15 protein-coding genes are annotated in these 19,153 nt (G+C 30.7%); 9 read left to right on the forward strand and 6 right to left on the reverse strand.

Going from position 1 to position 19,153, the window contains the following annotated elements:
- Positions 1-103: 103 nt before the first annotated feature.
- The 4 genes from Q0T35_RS05270 to Q0T35_RS05285 all read right to left on the reverse strand — a co-directional run bounded on the left by Q0T35_RS05270 (position 104) and on the right by Q0T35_RS05285 (position 5,816).
- Positions 104-1,330, reverse strand: coding sequence for an isocitrate dehydrogenase (NADP(+)) (locus Q0T35_RS05270; RefSeq protein ID WP_293918318.1), 1,227 nt, complete (start codon positions 1,328-1,330; stop codon positions 104-106).
- A 208-nt stretch (positions 1,331-1,538) separates the two neighbouring features.
- The gene (locus Q0T35_RS05275) at positions 1,539-3,194 is read right to left on the reverse strand and encodes a fatty acid--CoA ligase (RefSeq protein WP_295841250.1); all 1,656 of its coding nucleotides are present in this window, start codon (positions 3,192-3,194) and stop codon (positions 1,539-1,541) included.
- Between the two features lie 346 nt (positions 3,195-3,540).
- On the reverse strand, positions 3,541-5,571 hold the full coding sequence (gene feoB, locus Q0T35_RS05280) for a ferrous iron transport protein B (RefSeq protein WP_293918322.1): 2,031 nt from the start codon (positions 5,569-5,571) through the stop codon (positions 3,541-3,543).
- Positions 5,572-5,576: 5 nt separating this feature from the next.
- Positions 5,577-5,816, reverse strand: a complete 240-nt coding sequence (locus Q0T35_RS05285; protein WP_295841252.1) for a FeoA family protein — start codon at positions 5,814-5,816, stop codon at positions 5,577-5,579.
- Between the two features lie 221 nt (positions 5,817-6,037).
- On the opposite strand from Q0T35_RS05285, the gene Q0T35_RS05290 reads away from it, so the two are divergent.
- The 4 genes from Q0T35_RS05290 (at position 6,038) to Q0T35_RS05305 (ending at position 10,347) form a co-directional block, all read left to right on the forward strand.
- Positions 6,038-7,279, forward strand: coding sequence for an outer membrane protein transport protein (locus tag Q0T35_RS05290; protein ID WP_295841253.1), 1,242 nt, complete (start codon positions 6,038-6,040; stop codon positions 7,277-7,279).
- 9 nt (positions 7,280-7,288) lie between these two features.
- Complete coding sequence (locus tag Q0T35_RS05295) at positions 7,289-8,704, forward strand: G-D-S-L family lipolytic protein (protein WP_295841254.1); 1,416 nt, start codon at positions 7,289-7,291, stop codon at positions 8,702-8,704.
- 119 nt (positions 8,705-8,823) lie between these two features.
- On the forward strand, positions 8,824-9,759 hold the full coding sequence (locus tag Q0T35_RS05300; RefSeq protein ID WP_293918601.1) for a ribose-phosphate pyrophosphokinase: 936 nt from the start codon (positions 8,824-8,826) through the stop codon (positions 9,757-9,759).
- A 6-nt stretch (positions 9,760-9,765) separates the two neighbouring features.
- Positions 9,766-10,347: a 50S ribosomal protein L25/general stress protein Ctc gene (locus Q0T35_RS05305; RefSeq protein ID WP_293918602.1), complete on the forward strand. Its 582-nt coding sequence runs from the start codon at positions 9,766-9,768 to the stop codon at positions 10,345-10,347.
- A 144-nt stretch (positions 10,348-10,491) separates the two neighbouring features.
- On the opposite strand, the gene Q0T35_RS05310 is transcribed toward Q0T35_RS05305, so the two are convergent.
- Entirely contained in the window at positions 10,492-11,511 is a 1,020-nt protein-coding gene (locus tag Q0T35_RS05310; RefSeq protein WP_293918604.1) for a lysylphosphatidylglycerol synthase transmembrane domain-containing protein, read from the reverse strand.
- Positions 11,512-11,657: 146 nt separating this feature from the next.
- A complete protein-coding gene (gene panC / locus Q0T35_RS05315) occupies positions 11,658-12,500 on the reverse strand; it encodes a pantoate--beta-alanine ligase (protein WP_293918605.1) in 843 nt (280 codons plus the stop codon).
- Positions 12,501-12,604: 104 nt separating this feature from the next.
- Here panC and Q0T35_RS05320 point away from each other — a divergent pair, with 104 nt between their 5' ends.
- From Q0T35_RS05320 to tssD, 5 genes are all read left to right on the forward strand, one after another.
- Positions 12,605-13,414, forward strand: a complete 810-nt coding sequence (locus Q0T35_RS05320; RefSeq protein ID WP_293918606.1) for a glycogen/starch synthase — start codon at positions 12,605-12,607, stop codon at positions 13,412-13,414.
- Positions 13,415-13,421: 7 nt separating this feature from the next.
- Positions 13,422-14,936, forward strand: coding sequence for a DUF4270 family protein (locus tag Q0T35_RS05325; protein ID WP_295841256.1), 1,515 nt, complete (start codon positions 13,422-13,424; stop codon positions 14,934-14,936).
- A gap of 53 nt (positions 14,937-14,989) precedes the next feature.
- Complete coding sequence (gene glmS, locus Q0T35_RS05330) at positions 14,990-16,834, forward strand: glutamine--fructose-6-phosphate transaminase (isomerizing) (protein ID WP_293918608.1); 1,845 nt, start codon at positions 14,990-14,992, stop codon at positions 16,832-16,834.
- Between the two features lie 164 nt (positions 16,835-16,998).
- Positions 16,999-18,522 (forward strand): 2,3-bisphosphoglycerate-independent phosphoglycerate mutase, encoded by a 1,524-nt coding sequence (gene gpmI, locus Q0T35_RS05335; RefSeq protein WP_295841257.1) that lies wholly within the window; start codon positions 16,999-17,001, stop codon positions 18,520-18,522.
- Between the two features lie 234 nt (positions 18,523-18,756).
- Positions 18,757-19,152, forward strand: coding sequence for a type VI secretion system tube protein TssD (gene tssD, locus Q0T35_RS05340; RefSeq protein WP_293918610.1), 396 nt, complete (start codon positions 18,757-18,759; stop codon positions 19,150-19,152).
- The last annotated feature ends 1 nt before the right edge of the window (position 19,153 follow it).

Here is a 19,153-nt window from a genome sequence, read left to right on the forward strand (position 1 = left end):
ATTTGAAAAATGTATGATATTATTGCTTTTATAGAATTATGTTAAGAAATAGTATGACAAGTGTTTGACAAAAAGATAAATTCATAGATTATAAAATACTATTTTAATGGAGTAATTTATTTTTTAAACCTTTATCTATGGCGTCCAAAAAATCTTCCGTGCTAAGATAGTCTTCACGAGTCATTTTATTCCCTTTTACCAATAGAGCAAGATCTTTAGTCATTTTCCCTCCTTCAACTGTTTCGATGCATACTCTTTCAAGCGTTTCAGCAAAATTAACTACCTCAGGAGTATTGTCCAATTTACCTCTATGCATTAAACCTCTGGTCCATGCAAAAATGGATGCAATAGGGTTCGTAGATGTTTCTTTGCCTTCTTGATATAATCTGTAATGACGGGTTACGGTTCCATGAGCAGCTTCCGCTTCCACTGTTTTTCCATCAGGTGTTACCAATACAGAAGTCATTAGCCCTAATGAACCGAAACCTTGGGCAACTGTATCCGACTGTACATCTCCATCATAATTCTTACAGGCCCATACAAATCCTCCGTTCCATTTCATGGCACATGCCACCATGTCATCAATAAGACGATGCTCATAGGTAATACCTAATGCTTCAAATTTAGATTTGTAATTGCTTTCATAAACGTTCTGAAAAATATCCTTAAATCTTCCATCATAAGCTTTTAAAATGGTATTTTTAGTGGAAAGATATAATGGCCATTTTTTTGTTAATGCCATCTGAAAAGATGAATGAGCAAATCCTTCAATCGATTCATCTGTATTATACATAGAGAGAGCAACTCCATCATTTTTAAAATCATATACTTCCCAAGTTTGCGGTTCTCCATTCTCAGGAGTAAAAGTCATTGTTAGTTTTCCAGGACCTTTAGTTACTACATCAGTTGCCTTATATTGATCTCCAAAAGCATGACGTCCGATTACAATCGGTTGAGTCCAACCTTGAACGTATCTGGGAACATTATTCATAATAATGGGCTCTCGAAATACTGTACCTCCTACTATATTACGAATGGTACCATTGGGAGATTTCCACATTTTTTTTAGATTAAACTCTTTTACACGAGCCTCATCAGGAGTTATTGTTGCACATTTTACTGCAACATTATATTTTTTAGTAGCCTCAGCAGAATCTATGGTAACTTGATCGTTAGTTTTATCTCTGTTTTCAATACCTAAATCATAATATTTTAAATCTATATCTAAATAGGGAAGAATGAGCTTGTCTTTAATAAATTTCCAGATAATTCTTGTCATTTCATCACCATCCATTTCAACAACAGGATTTAGTACTTTTATTTTTTGCATAATTACTATTGATTTGTATCAAATATAATAATACTTAGTTAAGTAAAACAAATATTTAAGCTAATTTTATTTTGATAATTTTATTGAAGATCGCTTTATTAATAAAGGAAAGAAGCTATTAAAGGTTAATAATTATATATATTAAAATAAGTAAAGGTTAATAAAGTAATCTATTAATTTTTAATTTTAGTTATAGTTGTATAATAATTTATAAATTTTCAGCCATTTGATTTCGTATTAATTTTTTATTTATTTTACCCACACTAGTTTTAGGAATTTCTGAAACGAATTTAATACTTTGCGGAATAGCCCATTTACTTAATATGCCGGAATCCGTATATTGTTTTAAATAATTTTTTAGCTCATCATGGTTGAGATTCATATCGGGTTTTAGAACAATAAGAGCAAAAGGCTTTTCACTCCATTTTTCATCTGGTATTCCTATTACTGCAGTTTCGGCTACGGCTTCATGACTCGTAATAATATTTTCTAATTGGACAGAAGAAATCCATTCCCCACCGCTTTTAATTACATCTTTTATTCTATCTGTAATGTTAATAGAATTATTGGAATTAATGGTAGCCAAATCACCGGTATGTAAATATTCATCACTCCATAGCTCTCTACCTCTTTCTTCGTCTTTAAAATAGCCTTGGGTAAGCCAGGGGGCACGTAAAATTATTTCACCTTGTTCCTTATCATCATTTTGTATCGGTTGTCCGTTCTCATTAACAAGTTTAACAGTTGAAAATAATACCGGAGTTCCGGTCCTAATCCTCATCTCCGATTGTTTATCCAAGTCTAAATCTTTATATTTTGGGTCAATATGTGTTAATATTGTAATCGGACACGTTTCTGACATTCCATATCCGGTCATAATATCAATATTTCTTTCTAAGGCATTTTTAGCTAGCTTTTTAGTTAATGAAGCTCCTCCGATAATGATTTTCCATCCTGCGAAATCAATATCTTTAGTTTCATTACTTTCCAATATCATTTGTAGAATTGTAGGAACACAATGAGAAAAGGTTGGTCTTTTTTTAGAAAATATATCAATAATCCCATCCAACGTAAATTTTCCCGGATATATTTGCTTTAATGAAAAAGTTGTTGCTAAATAAGGAAATCCCCAGGCATGAACATGAAACATAGGAGTTAATGGTAAATAAACATCATTTGAGCTAAGTCGGCATGCAATTGATCCGGAAAATCCGAAGCTTGCTGCTAGATTATAGGTATGTAATACTAATTGTCTATGGGTAAAATATACTCCTTTAGGATCTCCTGTAGTTCCTGTAGTATAGAAAGTTGTTGCTACGGCATCTTCATCAAAATCTTCGAATTCGTATTTATCTGAGGCTTGAGACATTAATTCTTCATATTCGCCATAAATATCTAAGACATCTGAGGGTACATTAGTAGGTTCATCTTTACATATAATTATATATTTTAAAGAAGGCATTTTACCTACAAATTTTTCCAAAATTGGTAAAAAATCCGAATGGACAATTATTACCAAATCTTCAGCATGGTTGATCGTGTAATGAATCTGTTCGGCAGATAATCTCCAATTGATCATATGCAAGACGTTTCCTGTCATGGGTATTGCAAAATAAGATTCAAGATAACGATGACTATCATAATCCATAACAGCTATAGTTTGCCCACCATCTATTCCTAGTTTTCTAAGCATATTGGCATATCGTTGAACTCTTTTTTTGAATTCTCGATAATTATATCTGGAAATATTTTTGTAAATGATTTCATTTTCGGGGTTAAGAACGGTGCAATAATCATATAATCCTTTAATGAGCAGTTGCGATTTATGAGCATTTTTTACAGAGCAAATTTTTTTAAATATCATCTTAATTATTATAAATAATCGCTAATTTACAAAAATTAAAAATTTATGCTAATTATTTTTTTATTAAATCATATTGGTGTTTAAATTAAAATATTTTTTTAAATTAATATAAGTAAATAGTATGAAAAGATATATATTTTCATATCATTTCAATAAAAAGGGAGGTAATGAAATCCAAATATCATTTTTAAATGAAGATATTATAAATTATATGATTTTTCTTTTTTACATTCATTGCCTCCCGATTAGAATACCTAAATTTTCAATAAATTCAGCAAGACAAGAAAAATTCTTAGATTGTGGTTTTAGATAAAATAAAAAATATCAGAAAGATATTAAGATTTTATTATTTTAAAAGTTGGTAGGCACATAAAGCTACTAAATAGGCGATTCCGGTCATATAAAATAATTGAATGGCCGGCCATTTCCAAGAATTAGTTTCTTTTTTAACTACAGCCAAAGTGCTTACACATTGCATGGCAAAAGCGTAAAATAGTAAGATGGAAATACCTGTAGCAAAATTGAAAGTTGGTTCCATAGTATTATGATTAATATCTCTCTTCATTAATTCCTTTAGCTTAATGTTTTCATTCCCATCATCTTCAAGACTATATATGGAAGCAATGGTTCCAACAAAAACTTCTCTAGCAGCAAAGGAAGAAAGTATACCAATATCTATTTTCCAATCATAACCAAGAGGTTTGAATACAGGTTCGATAGTTTTTCCAAAATTTCCTAAATAAGAGTTTTCTAAAGGAACATCAGCAAAATAGTTAGTTCTGTTATTTTCTTTTGAAATACCGAATTTTCCTAATGCCCAAAGTATAACACTTACGGCTATAATGATTTTACCTGCATTTACAACAAAGCTATAAGACTTTTCAAAAAGCCCATAAAATACATTTTTCCAGAACGGAATTTTATAATTAGGCATATCTAAAATAAGATAGCTTTTATATTGAGATTTTAATAATTTATTGGCAACAGCAGCACTTATAAAAACCATTACGACTCCTAATAAATACAATATCATCATAACGATTCCTTGCAAATTAAAAAAAACATTTCCTTTAGGAATAATCAACGCTATAATAATAGAATAAACAGGAAGGCGTGCCGAACATGTTATAAAAGGAGTTACTAAAATGGTTATTAATCGTTCTTTTGTATTTTCAATATTACGAGCCGACATAATTGCGGGAATTGCACATGCTGCTCCCGATAATAAAGGAACTACACTTTTCCCATTCAATCCTACCGGTCGAAACCATCTATCCATTAAAAATACAACTCTTGCCATATAGCCGCTTTCTTCCATTACGAGTAGGAAGAAAAATAAAATTGCTATTTGAGGTACAAAAACAGCTACACCACTAATACCAGGAATAATTCCTTGAGTAAGGAGTTCTGAGATAGGTCCTTGAGGTAAATATGATTCCAATAGTTCGCTGCTATAAGCAAAAAAAGTTTCAATCCAATCCTGAGGATAGCTTGATAAATAAAATAATGCTTGGAAGATTAAAAATAATATGGAAAAAAATAAAAAATATCCCCAAAATGAATGTGTAGCAATTTTATCAAATTTATTGGTGAAAGTTTGATAGTTGGGATCTTTATATACAATTTTTTCAACTAGATCATCTATTTTCCGATGTCGTAAAATAGTTTCTTTTATTTGAAGTCTTTTCGATATTAATTTATGTTTTTTAACGATTTCCTTCACCTTTTCACGATAGGTTAAAGGAATATTAGTTGTTTTTGTCTGAGCTAAGAAAAGCCAGGCAAGATAATCATCTATTTCAAATGAATTTTTTACTTCATCTACAGCATCTTTAAATTCGTGAGGATATTGGAAAGTTTCCAAAGACTCATTAATAAAACCTTTATTTATTGTTTCTTTTAAAGTATCAATTCCTTCACCTTTTCTTGAACTCACTAAAATAACAGGTGTACTAAAATAAGCATCAAGATTTTCTTTTCGAATTAGAATTCCTTCTTTTTCGATATTATCAATTTGATTGATAACTAAGATAGTAGGTATTTTTAAGTCTTTAATTTGTTCATAAAGAAATAAGCTTCTTTTCATATTATGAACATCAGCTACGACTATAATGATATCAGGATAATAAGGACTCTTAGGATTAGCAAGTGTGGAAAGTACTACTTCTTCATCTGCAGATGAAGGACATAGACTATAAATTCCCGGTAGATCAATAAGTCTATATTCAATGGAATTGTATACAAACTTACCTTCTTTCTTTTCTACGGTAATGCCTGGATAATTTCCTGTTTTTTGGTGTAAACCGCTTAAGCGATTAAAAAGTGTCGTTTTCCCAGCATTTGGATTTCCTACAAGAGCAATAGTTTTAATACTCATTATTTCTACTGCATTTCAATCAATATACAATCTGCTTCTTCTTTACGAAGCATTATAGTACTTTTCTCTTTACCATATTCAATGAAAAGAGGCCCATTCCAAGGAGCTTGTCGTTTTACTTTAACGAAAACACCAGGAACGATTCCCATTTCTAAAATTTTAGTGGGAATATTATCTTCAGAAAATCCTATAACTTTTGCTTCTTGAGTTGGTTTTAAAAATGACAGGGATTTATTGGTAAGCATATTTTTATAACTAAACACCTTATGTTCATCTGCAAAGATAGGGATTATTTGTATTTAATCTAAATAAAATACAAAATTATTTAATCGTTTATAATTTAAAACATGCATAAAAGATTGTTAAAACTAAATCTTAAGGTATATTATTAAATTAAAAATAAAGGGTATATATTATTATAGATTTGTTAAAAAACGTATAGTTTTGCTTTAATGAAATGATATTTATGACTAGAAAAGTAGTTTTAATGTTCTTTATTCTGATGTCTATTATAATGCAAGGTGGAGGATTCAGAATTTCTCTTCAAGGAGCCAGACAAGTTGCTATGGCTCATACTAGTGCTCATACTAGAGATGCAAGTATAACTTTTTTTAACCCGGCAGGAATATCGTTTATTCCTTCGAAATTAAGTTTTACAGCGGGCACTTTTATGGTATTTGGGAATGCCGATTTTCAAAATAAACCTACATTATATAAGACAAAAACTGACAACCCTGTTAGTACACCATCATTTTTTAATGTTGCATATAAAGCAACGGATAAGCTATCTGTTGCGTTTAGTTTAACTACCCCTTTCGGCAGTGGAATTGATTGGGGGCAAGATTGGGCCGGAAAAGATTTAATAACTAAAATTACCTTGAGGTCTTATTTTTTTCAACCTACAATAGCATATCGTTTAGCTGACTGGGTAAGTGTAGGTGCAGGATATATCTATGCTGTAGGCAGTGTAAACTTACAAAAAGCAATATCTTCAGTTGACGGAAAAATAAAATTACTAGATAAAAATGCAACGGGTAATGGATATAATTTGGGGGTGTATGTAAAACCAATTAAAGATTTAGACATAAGTATCGCCTATAGATCCAATATAGATATAGATGCTGTAAACGGTAAAGCCCGATTTAAAATTCCTCCTTCATTGGTAGGAAGTGAATCATTTCCAACAGAAAATGATAGGTTTGATGCAAAATTACCGTTAGCTTCAGAATTTACGTTAGGAATAACGTATAGACTTTTGCCTCAATGGTCTATTTCTAGTGATTTAAATATTTCCGGCTGGAATAAATATAAGGCGCTGACATTAAATTTTCATCAAAATAAAGTAGGCAATGATCCCAACGATCCAACCATATCATCCTCACCTAAAAATTTGCATACTACTCACACATTTAGAATTGGTACGGAATATTCTGTAACCGATAAGTTAGATCTTCGATTGGGATATTATTATGATCCTTCGCCGATTAGTAAAGATTATTGGAGTCCGGAAATGCCTAGTACAGATAATAATGCCATTACAGGAGGGGTGGGATATAAATTCTTAGATAACAAATTAATGCTTGATATGACAGGAATGTATTATGTCGGTAATTCGAGAAAGGTGGTAAATAAATTTTATAATTTCAAAGGAGATGTCAAGCTCAACAGTTTTATGTTTGGTTTAGGACTATCATGGAATCCTTTTTAACTGTTAACTATGAGAAAATATATAATAATTATTTTATTTGGATTATTTAATTTTATTCTTTCCTGTAATAATGATTTTAGTGAAGATTTAGATACTAAATTTAGTTCAGGTGAGGCAGACTTTTCCAGATATGTAGCTTTGGGAGGCTCATTTACTTCAGGATTTAGAGATAATGCACTTTATATTTCCGGACAAAACGAATCATTTCCTTTAATTGTTGCAGAACAAATGAAGCGAATAGGAGGGGGGGATTTTAGGAGTCCTTATATGGCTGATGATTTAGGAGGAATATCTGAAGCAAAGGTGGATAATAAAAAAATATTGGTAGTTTCTGAAGGTTCTCTTACACCAATAACTTCTCCGGGAGAAGGAACAACTACTTTGACAAATATCTATTCACAAAGTTTTTATCAAAATATGGGTATACCGGGTGCTAAATCTTTTCATTTGACGGCAGCCGGTTATGGAAATCCATTGAATTTATTCTCAAAAAAGGCAAATCCTTATTTTGTGCGTTTTGCATCTAATCCAAATTCAACAGCTTTAGAAGATGCAATAGCTCAAGATCCAACATTCTTTTCTTTATGGATCGGAATCAATGATGTTTTAGGTTATGCTACTTCAGGGGGTGATGGCTCTAATGTTATTACAGATATTTCAACTTTCCAAAATGTGTATACCAAACTAATTGAAACCTTAGTTTCGAAATCTGCAAAGGGAGTGGTGGCTAATTTACCAGATATTACTGATTTTCCATATTTTAATAAAATTACCCCAAAACCATTTAAAGCCAATCAATTTACTTTAGAGCAAATAAAAAAATTAAATGCATCTTATAAAAGTTATAATGACGGTTTAGATCAGGCAAAAGCCAATCATATTATTTCCGCAGAGGAATTGACTGCTCGAAAAATAATTTTTGTGGAAGGTCAAGCTAATGGGGCGGTAATTATTGATAAGGATCTTACAAATTTGGATAGTATGAGACTTCCTTCCATAAGAATGTCTAACTCAGGGGATTTGTTCCTTTTGTCCGTATCTTTAATCTTAAAAGCTGGAGGTGGAACATCAAAACCGATTGAAGATCAGTATGTATTAACCGATAAAGAGATTATTAATATTAGGGAAGCAATAAAAGCATATAACCATATAATTGAAAATCTTGCGAAACAGTATAATTTAGCCTATACAAATATTCAATCATTGGTTAGCCAATTAAAAACTAAAGACGGGGTTATTTATGATGGAGTAAATTATACCAATCAATTTATAACAGGGGGATTTTTTTCATTGGACGGCATTCATCCCACAGGAAGAGGATATGCTTTTATAGCTAATGAATTTATAAAAGCTATAAATCAAAAGTATGGTTCTAATCTTCCGTTGGTAAATCCAAATATATATCAGTCAGTTAAGTTTCCTTAAAGATAAAGCTTTTGCGTAAAAAACTGAACAAATTTTTGTTCAGTTTTTTTTATAGAGTGAGTAAAAAAATCATAAATTTGCAATACTCGTTTTCAGAAAATTTTTTTTAACACATATAAATGATTCAACCAGTCCATATTTTCTCGACTAGAGAAAGTGTTTCTTTAGCAGAAAAAATATCACAAAGTTATGGAATGCCTTTAGGAAAAATGAGTTTCTTTGATTTTAGTGATGGTGAATACCAACCTTGTTTAGAAGAATCTGTAAGAGGATCCAGAGTTTTTATTATAGGCTCTACTTTTCCACCAGCGGATAATTTAATGGAAATGTTGTTGATGATAGATGCCGCTAAAAGAGCATCTGCAGATAAAATCACAGCAGTAATTCCCTATTTTGGTTTGGCTCGTCAAGACAGAAAAGATAAACCTCGTGTTCCTATAGGAGCAAAATTGGTAGCTAATTTATTAACTGCTGCTGGAGCAACGCGTGTTATGACAATGGATTTACACGCAGATCAAATTCAAGGATTCTTTGAAATTCCGGTTGATCATTTATTTGCTTCCGCAATATTTATAAATTATGTTAAGTCATTAAAATTAGAAAACTTAACTATTGCTTCTCCTGATATGGGGGGGGCAAAAAGGGCGAGATCTTATGCTGGGTATTTAGATGCTGACGTAGTTATTTGCTATAAGGAGAGAAAAAAAGCTAATAATGTTGATTTTATGACGTTGATTGGAGACGTAAAGGGGAGAAATGTGATTTTAGTTGACGATATGATTGACACTGCGGGGACTTTAACAAAGGCGGCTGATATACTCATGGATGCTGGAGCTACCAGTGTTCGAGCAATGGCAACTCATGCAATTTTTTCAGGAGCTGCATATGATCGAATAAATGATTCTAAATTGGAGGAAGTGATTGTAACAGATTCAATTCCGTTAAAAAATACTTTCGTAAGTAAAATAAAAGTACTATCTTGCGCTCCTTTGTTTGGAGAAGTGATGAACTTAGTACACAACAGAGAATCAATAAGCAAAAAATTTATAATGTAATATTATATGAAATCAATTACAATTCAAGGAGAAAAAAGAGAAAGCGTAGGCAAGAATTCATCAAAAGCCTTACGTAATGCTGAAAAAGTTCCTTGTGTTGTTTATGGAGAAAAAAATGTAATCCATTTTTCAACTAAAGAAAGAAGTTTTACTAATTTAGTTTATACTCCTGAAGCACACACAGTTACTTTAGAAATAGATGGAGAGAAAATTGAAGCTATTTTACAAGATTTACAATTCCATCCGGTAACAGATAAAATTATACATGCTGATTTTTATCAAATTAATCCAGAAAAATTTGTTACTATGGAGGTGCCTGTAGTAATTACCGGTAGATCAAAAGGAGTTGTAAGAGGTGGAGTTTTACGTGTTAACTTAAGAAAACTTAGAGTAAAAGCACTTCCTGCAAATTTACCTGATGAAATCGTGATAGATGTAACTTCTTTAGATGTAGGAAATAAATTTGAAGTGTCTAAAGTTGAACTAAAAGATTTTCAAATATTGCATCCGGCAAATACAGTAATTGCAGCAGTGAAAACTTCAAGAAATGTTAAAGCTGCATCTGCGGATAGTGATTCAGAAAGTTAAGAATTATCTTGTTTTCAAACTAACAAAAATATATAGTTTCTATATCAAGCATAATAAAAGCTGTTCATTTGAACAGCTTTTTCTATTTTATAAGCAATAAATATTTTAATTAAGAGAACAGTTTTAAAATATATTAGTTTACTCTCATATTTTTTCTTTATTTCTAGCGAGCATTATCACTGAAAGTAATCCCATAATAATCATCAATACCATTTGTAAGCTGTGAGCAAGAATTGCATATGAATAACCTATTTCTTTACCCTCATCAGTAGACTTTCCATACTGTAAATATAAAGCTGAAAAACCTAGCATCATAGCAAGATGAAATGCGCCAATTCCACCGGATGCAGGAACAAGCATTCCTAAAGTTCCAACAGCTAATATATAAAAGCCAGTTTGTAAAGGTATTGAAGAAGTCTCAGGGAGTGCAAAGACCACAAGATACGAAGCAAAAAAATAGCATATCCAAATTCCAAAAGATAAAAGGATGAATTTCATTCTTTGTTTTAATTTGAAAACAGAAAGTAAACCATTCCAAATACCATTTAAAAAAGAAAATATTTTTTTAGTTATTGATAATTTTAGTAATTTTTTTCTAAATAGATAGAGTAAAATACCGCAAAGAATAATTATACCTATAAATACGTAGTAGAAAGTATAATTTTTTTCAACTTCATGGGGTTCGTTTTTACCTAATAGATCAAAAAATGATAATAGAGTAGAATAATTAAACAACAATGCTAAAAGAATAAAAAATATCATAAAGACAAGATCAATAATTCGTTCAGTTACTATAGTGCCAAATGAATTAGTGAATGGTACTTTCTCAACACTTTGTAATGCGGTTGCTCTACCAATTTCTCCCATTCTAGGAATTCCTAAATTTAAAAAATATCCAAAGGAAAGAGCCCATAAAGCATTCGAATTTTTAATCTTATAGCCCATTGGCTCTAAAAGTAAATTCCATCTAATAGCTCTAATCCAATAGGCCCCTAATCCGAAAAAGGCCGCAACGCTTATCCAAAAATAATCAGCTTTTTTAGCAGTTAATACAGTTTTTTCAATGAAATCTCCACCTAAACTTTTTGAAACTAAAAACATTAATATACCAGCAATTAATATAGAAACGAAAATTGTTAATATACTTTTAAATTTTTTATTCATAAATCAAATTACATATTTATATGGTATTATATTCCCTAAAATAATATCTAAAAAAATAATATGTTAACACTAATTTTAATTGGTTATTTAATTCAATATAAGATAATTAAGTTGAAATTAATTATAACAATAAAAAAAAAATAATTTTAGCGTATTTGGAGATTATCAATTAATCGGATATCTCCTGCAAATACAGCAATAAAAGCTCTATAATTTTTGCAGTCGTCAAATGTATTTGCTGTTAATAGTGTTTCTTCATTAACAATTGTAAAATATTCCAGCTTTAAATCTGTATTTAAATACATTTTCTCAATTTTTGAAACTACCTTTTGAGGAGTATAGTGAGAAGATAATTCTTTAGCTTTTAATAAAGATTGATAAATAAATATGGATTTTTTCTTAAAATCAGGAGTAAGTCTCATATTACGAGAGCTCATTGCTAATCCGCTTGATTCACGAATAATAGGCATACCAACAATTTCAACTGGTAATTTTAAAGCACGAACCATATGTCGTATAATTTGTAATTGTTGGAAATCTTTTTCACCAAAATAAGCTCTGGTAGGATTTATTTGCAATAATAAACGTTTGACAACTGTTGCCATTCCTTGGAAGTGCCCCGGTCTAAACTCTCCTTCCATAACTAAATCCAAACCATTCATGGCTATTGTATCACACTCCAAACCATTAGGATATAAATCCTCAACTCCTGGTAGATATACAGCGTCACAACCTACGCTTTTTAACTTATTTATATCATCTTCGACAGTTCTAGGATATTTTAACAAATCATTTTGATTGTCAAATTGTGTAGGATTTACAAAAATACTTCCTATTGTATATTGATTATCCTCAATAGCTCTTTTAAAAAGAGATAGATGCCCGTCGTGCAAAGCTCCCATAGTTGGAACAAACCCTAGGGATAAATTTTTAGCGTTAATGTATTGGATAAAATCAAATAACTCATTTCTGGTTTTTAATATTAACATATTTTAGCTTTTTGTGACAAATGTCAGGGTTTAAAATGCAAACTTACTACAGTTTGATTAATTTTTTGTAACTTTGTTAAATTATAATCAGCCTTCAATTTATAATGAGTTCAAAAAGAATACTTCATGTTACTTCTGAATTAGTACCGTATTTTGACGAAAATCCAATTTCATCAGGAGTTTACAATTTAGCCAAACAAATGTTTGCACAAGGAAATGATGTTAGAATCTTTATGCCTAGATTTGGGCAAATAAATGAAAGAAGATTCCAGCTTCATGAGGTGATCAGGTTATCAGGTATGAATTTGATTATAAATGATCTTGATCAACCTTTAGTTATTAAAGTTGCCTCACTTCCTGGAGAAAGGATGCAAGTGTATTTTATAGAAAATCATGAATATTTTAAAAGAAAATCGCCGTATAAAGATGAAACCGATGAGTGGTTTGAAGATAATGATGAACGAGCTGTTTTTTTTACAAAAGGCGTTTTAGAAACTATAAAAAAATTAAATTGGATACCTGATATTATTCATTTACATGGATGGATGGCAAGCTTTTTACCAATTTATTTAAAAACTAATTATGCTAATGATGCATTCTTTAGTGATATAAAAGTTATTACATCTGTTTATAATCAAGGAAGTAACGGGACATTTAGTAGTAACCTTAAAGATATTTTGGAATTTGATAATATTAATACTAGCAAATTAAAATATTTAATTGATAATAAATATGTTAGTATTATTAAAGAAGCTATGAAAGATTCGGATACTATTGTAAAAGGTGAAGAAGTTTTAATTGACGAATTGGAAGATATGTTCAAGCAATTGAATAATCCTAAATTTAATTTTATTCAAAACGAAGATGTCAAAGAAATTTATCACGTTACAAGTGAAATAAAGATCCAAGAGTAAAACAAATATGAAAATACTTAAATCAAAGATAAAGTTATTTTTTTTATCCTTACTGCCTGCATTTATTTTATTAAGTTGTGAAAATGATACCACAGATGTGGGAGCAGACCTTATCCCAGGGAAATTAGAAGGGCGAAATACATTCGTAGATTTAGTAGCTTATAATGTTTATAATAACGATACCATTAGAGCTGATTACAACACTTTGGGTAGTGGTTTAATAGGTGTCTATGAAGATAATACTTTTGGAAAATCCAAAGCATCTTTTGCGATACAAGTACGGTTAAGTGTTTCTGATGAAATAAAAGGTAAAATTCAGAAAGTAGATTCTGTTATATTAAGCATTAATCCATCATTTAATGCATATTCCTACAAAGAAAGAAAAATCGTTCTAAACCCCGGAAGTTCAAGTGGAATAGATACCATCAAATATGTTAAAAAATATACATTAGCATCTTTTTTAGGTAAATCCGGTAACGCTATGGCAGTGGATGTAAATAGAATAAATACCTTTTTAGAGTCAACCTCATCAAAGTTCTATTCAAGTAAAACAATTGATATAGGCGATAAATTGGGAACTGCGGTACTCGGTGATTCCTTAACTAGTATTTCAGTAAGAACAAGTGAGGGAACGGTTATTACAGAGCCTACGACGGCAGGTTATAGAATTAAGCTAGATCCCGATTATTTCAAGGAACACTTCTTTGGTAAAAAAGGAAGCGCCGATATAAGTGATAATTCCAGATTTATTCAGTATTTTAAAGGGATAAAAATACACCCTATTGATGAAAATTCAAAATTTATGTTTAACTTCCCTGTTAATAAAATGACTCTGGTAGCTTACTATAAATATAAAGAGAACCCATCAGATAGTTATACCACTGCGACATATTCATTTTCAATGAATTCAGCATATAACTCTGTGGTAGGAGAATATAATTTTTACCATCGTAATTCAGCTAGTTCTCAATTTAAGGAACAAATGAATAATCCGGATAAGCAAAATGGAGAATCAGTATTATTTTTGCAAGGTATGGGGGGACCATCTATTCATATAAAATTAAACGACTCACAATTAGAGGCGATCAGAGATTCTATACAAAATCATAATTGGGCTATAACAGGAGCAAAATTAAAATTTTATCTTACGGAAAATGTTTCATCCAAACCGGATTATATTTATGGTTATAATTATACTCAAAAAAAGTTTTTGCCTGATCTGACTTATTATTCTGCTATAGCTGGCTACTTCTTCAATCCAAAGTACGATTTTGACTCTAATCCTCAATATTACACGCTTAATATTACCAAGCAGGTTAAAGATATTGTTGAAAAAAATAAGCCTAATGATGAAATATTAGTTGAAATGGGTAATTTCATTTCCCGTTCAACAAATAGCAATCAATATTTAGGATATACTAGGACAACTAGAGCTTATGAGCCGTTTCGCTTAACGTTTTATGGAAATAAAAATTCAGGAGATAAAAAGTTAAGACTTGAAATATTATATACTAAAAATTAAAGTATATATTTCTTATAAATAATAAATATTAAAAATATTAAAAATATTAAAGTATGTGTGGAATAACTGGATATATCGGATATAAAATAGCCTATCCAATTATATTAAACGGTTTAAAAAGGTTAGAATACAGAGGATATGATAGTGCTGGAATAGTTTTAAATGAAAATGGTACTTTTAAACTAAGAAAAACCAAAGGTTCAGTATCTGATTTAATAGCAAAATGTAAAGATTTAAATTCTGAAGCAACTGTAGGAATCGGTCATACAAGATGGGCTACTCATGGTGTACCCAGTGATATTAATGCACATCCTCATATATCAAATAACGGAAAAATTGCAATAATACATAATGGTATTATTGAAAATTACGGAACTTTGAAAATAATGCTTACTTCCAAAGGATATACTTTTAAAAGTGAAACAGATACCGAAGTATTAGTGAACTTAATACAATATATGCAAGACTCTCAAAAGTTAGATTTATCTACGGCTGTTAGGTATGCATTAAATGAAGTGGTAGGGGCTTATTCAATAGCTGTAATGGAAGTAGATCAGCCACAAGAAATTGTTGTTGCTCGCTTAAGTAGTCCGTTAGCGATAGGTATAGGTGAAAATGAATATTTTATAGCATCTGATGCTTCTCCTTTTATTGAATTTACCAATGAAGTAGTTTATCTTGAAGATGGCGAAATGGCAACCATAACTCTTAAAGGAATAGATGTTTATAAAATTAAGGATAATTCGAAAGTTAATCCTCAAATACATGAATTAAAAACAAGCTTAGAAAAAATAGAAAAAGGAGGTTATGAACATTTCATGCTAAAAGAAATACATGAGCAGCCTCGATCTATTATGGATACAATGCGTGGAAGACTTTTAGTAGATGAAGATATTATCCAAATGGCTGGGATATGGGATTATCAAGAAAAATTTTTAAATGCAGAAAGAATTATAATTATTTCTTGCGGTACTTCTTGGCATGCCGGTTTAGTAGGAGAATATCTTATTGAAGATTTGGCAAGAATACCGGTAGAGGTTGAATATGCTTCGGAATTTAGATATAGAAATCCTATCATTACAGATAAAGATATCGTTATTGCAATTTCGCAATCCGGAGAAACAGCAGATTCGATTGCAGCTTTGAAATTAGCAAAAGAAAAAGGAGCTTTTATTTATGGTATATGTAATGTTATTGATTCTTCCATTGCGCGTTTAACAGACGCTGGTTCCTATACACATGCAGGACCGGAAATTGGAGTAGCATCTACTAAAGCATTTACTGCCCAACTTGCACTTTTAGCTATGATTGCACTTAAATTGGCAAAACACAAAGGAACCATAAGTAAAGAGCGATTTAATAGTCTAATTTTGGAGCTTGAAACAATACCGGAGAGAGTATCTGAAGTAATAAAAAATACAGAAGATCAAATTAAAAAAATTGCTGAATTATATGCCGGTGCTGGAAATTTCTTATATCTAGGAAGGGGATATAATTATCCTATTGCATTAGAAGGAGCGTTGAAATTAAAAGAAATATCGTATATACATGCAGAGGGATACCCGGCAGCAGAAATGAAGCATGGTCCAATTGCTTTAATTGACGAAAATATGCCGGTAGTGGTTATCGCACCTAAAAAAGGATATTATGATAAAATTGTAAGTAATATTCAAGAAATCAATTCAAGAAAGGGTAAAGTTATTGCCATTGTCACACAAGGAGATACCGCAGTTAAAGAAATGGTTACTGAATCAATTGAAATTCCGGATGTTTCAGAATGTTTTACTCCGATTTTAACTGTGATACCATTACAACTCTTAGCTTATTATATTGCTGTATTAAGGGGTGTAAATGTAGATCAACCTAGAAATTTAGCAAAATCTGTAACGGTTGAATAAATTTTGAATAATAATCTAGTAGTATATAAAAAAGACTTGAGTAGACAAGTCTTTTTTTGTATAATAAATGTTATATTAAAAAAACAATAAAAATCATAAATATTCAATAACTTTAAAATTAAAATAACATATAAAAATAAATTAATTTTACCAAAAAATAAATTATGAATAAAAAAGTAATCTTAATGATTTTAGACGGCTGGGGAATAGCTACGGATAAATCTGTATCAGCAATTGACCATGCTCATACTCCTTTTATGGATAGCTGTTTCCAGAAATATTCTAATACAACCTTGGTAACCTATGGGTTGGATGTAGGTTTACCTAAAGGACAAATGGGAAATTCTGAAGTAGGACATATGAATTTAGGTGCCGGAAGAGTTGTTTATCAAAATTTGACGAAAATAAATCTAGCCGTTGAAAATGAAACCTTAGGTAATGAAGAAGAATTAAAAAAAGCTTTTGAATACGCTAAAAGTAATAATAAACCCGTACATTTTATTGGTTTGGTTTCCAATGGTGGTGTACATTCACATATTAGCCATTTAAAATCATTAGTAGAAGCAGCCAATTCATCTAATGTACCTAATGTTTTTGTACATGCATTTACAGATGGAAGAGATTGCGATCCACAGAGTGGAAAAGGCTTTATAAAAGATACTATTGATTTTTGTAAAGATAATAATGCAAAATTAGCATCTATTGTAGGAAGATATTACGCAATGGATAGAGATAAACGTTGGGAAAGGGTAAAAATAGCTTATGACGTTATGGTAAATGCAGAGGGGAATAGAACAGAGAATCCGTTACAAGCGATACAACAATCCTATGAAGATGGAATTACGGATGAATTTTTAATGCCCATCGTTGTAACAGAGAATAATAAACCTGTGGCAAAAATCCAAGAAGGTGATGTTGTTATATGCTTTAATTTTCGTACCGATAGACCGAGAGAAATTGTTGATGTTTTATCTCAACATGATCATCCGGAAGTTGGAATTAAAAAATTAGATTTATACTTTGTAACGATGACTGAATATGATGAAACGTTTGAAAATATACATGTTATATTCAAAGAGGACACGATTAAAAATACAATAGGTGAAGTCATAGCAAATGCAGCAATGAAACAAATAAGAATTGCTGAAACCGAAAAATATCCGCATGTGACATTCTTTTTTTCCGGAGGAGAGGAAAAAGTATTTGAAAACGAAAAAAGAATTTTAGCTCCTTCTCCAAAAGACGTTCCTACTTATGACTTAAAGCCTCAAATGGCAGCCTATGATATTAAAGACTCAATTATACCGGAATTAAAAAAGAAAGAAGTTGATTTTGTATGTCTTAACTTCGCAAATGCCGATATGGTTGGACATACAGGTGTATTTGAAGCAGCAGTCAAAGCAGCTGAAGTAGTTGATGAATGTGCAGGAGAAATATGTAAAGCAGCCTTAGAGAACGGTTATACGACTTTAATTATAGCTGATCATGGTAATTCTGATAAGATGAAAAATGAAGATGGATCTCCAAACACCCAACATACAACTAATTTAGTTCCATTAATTGTAGTTGATAATGAAAAATATAACTTAAAACAAGGTAAATTAGGAGATATAGCACCCACAATTTTAACTCTAATGGGATTACCGATTCCTAAGGAAATGACAGGAAATGTTTTAATTGAAAAATAATCAGGAAGAATAAATCAAAAAAAAGAGATATCATGAATATCTCTTTTTTTATTGTTATAAAATATAAACTAATAAAATGTCTTTTTATAAAAAAGCATATTATAAATTAAGTAGTTAAGTCAACCTATAATAGAATATGTAATTTAACAAGCATTTAACGATTCATCAAATAATATGTATAAGCAAATACGTAAATTTGTCGAATTTAAAAAAAAACACTAAAAAATAATTATTATGTCATTTAGAGCACGATTAGAGGTAGCAGGGAGAAAATATAATATTATAAATGTAAATTATTCATTAGCACAAGAAACAGACCCTACAGGAAGACCCTCTGCACAAATCAGAGGTGGTAGAATAGAAGTAACTCTTAAATCCACCAATGAAACTGGATTTTTTGAATGGATGACAGACAGTTGTGAGAAAAAAGATGGAAAAATTGTCTTTGTGAAAAGAAATTCAAATGTTCCATTTAAAGAGTTAAATTTCACAGCTGGATATGTAGTGAAATATAAAGAAAAACTTGATTCATTAGGTATAGGAAGGTCTTCATTTACAGAAACATTTACCATATCAGCAAAGGCTATACGTATAGGGATGGGTGTACATGTAAATGAATGGATAGGATAAA

Origin of the sequence: uncultured Apibacter sp., assembly GCF_946479295.1 — a bacterium.
Taxonomy (GTDB): domain Bacteria; phylum Bacteroidota; class Bacteroidia; order Flavobacteriales; family Weeksellaceae; genus Apibacter.

Bases quoted from the DNA above. Each gene is read 5' to 3' on its own strand.
- Q0T35_RS05270 (WP_293918318.1), bottom strand. From the start codon at position 1,330: ATGCAAAAAATAAAAGTACTAAATCCTGTTGTTGAAATGGATGGTGAT.
- Q0T35_RS05275 (WP_295841250.1), bottom strand. From the start codon at position 3,194: ATGATATTTAAAAAAATTTGCTCTGTAAAAAATGCTCATAAATCGCAA.
- feoB (WP_293918322.1), bottom strand. From the start codon at position 5,571: ATGAGTATTAAAACTATTGCTCTTGTAGGAAATCCAAATGCTGGGAAA.
- Q0T35_RS05285 (WP_295841252.1), bottom strand. From the start codon at position 5,816: ATGCTTACCAATAAATCCCTGTCATTTTTAAAACCAACTCAAGAAGCA.
- Q0T35_RS05290 (WP_295841253.1), top strand. From the start codon at position 6,038: ATGACTAGAAAAGTAGTTTTAATGTTCTTTATTCTGATGTCTATTATA.
- Q0T35_RS05295 (WP_295841254.1), top strand. From the start codon at position 7,289: ATGAGAAAATATATAATAATTATTTTATTTGGATTATTTAATTTTATT.
- Q0T35_RS05300 (WP_293918601.1), top strand. From the start codon at position 8,824: ATGATTCAACCAGTCCATATTTTCTCGACTAGAGAAAGTGTTTCTTTA.
- Q0T35_RS05305 (WP_293918602.1), top strand. From the start codon at position 9,766: ATGAAATCAATTACAATTCAAGGAGAAAAAAGAGAAAGCGTAGGCAAG.
- Q0T35_RS05310 (WP_293918604.1), bottom strand. From the start codon at position 11,511: ATGAATAAAAAATTTAAAAGTATATTAACAATTTTCGTTTCTATATTA.
- panC (WP_293918605.1), bottom strand. From the start codon at position 12,500: ATGTTAATATTAAAAACCAGAAATGAGTTATTTGATTTTATCCAATAC.
- Q0T35_RS05320 (WP_293918606.1), top strand. From the start codon at position 12,605: ATGAGTTCAAAAAGAATACTTCATGTTACTTCTGAATTAGTACCGTAT.
- Q0T35_RS05325 (WP_295841256.1), top strand. From the start codon at position 13,422: ATGAAAATACTTAAATCAAAGATAAAGTTATTTTTTTTATCCTTACTG.
- glmS (WP_293918608.1), top strand. From the start codon at position 14,990: ATGTGTGGAATAACTGGATATATCGGATATAAAATAGCCTATCCAATT.
- gpmI (WP_295841257.1), top strand. From the start codon at position 16,999: ATGAATAAAAAAGTAATCTTAATGATTTTAGACGGCTGGGGAATAGCT.
- tssD (WP_293918610.1), top strand. From the start codon at position 18,757: ATGTCATTTAGAGCACGATTAGAGGTAGCAGGGAGAAAATATAATATT.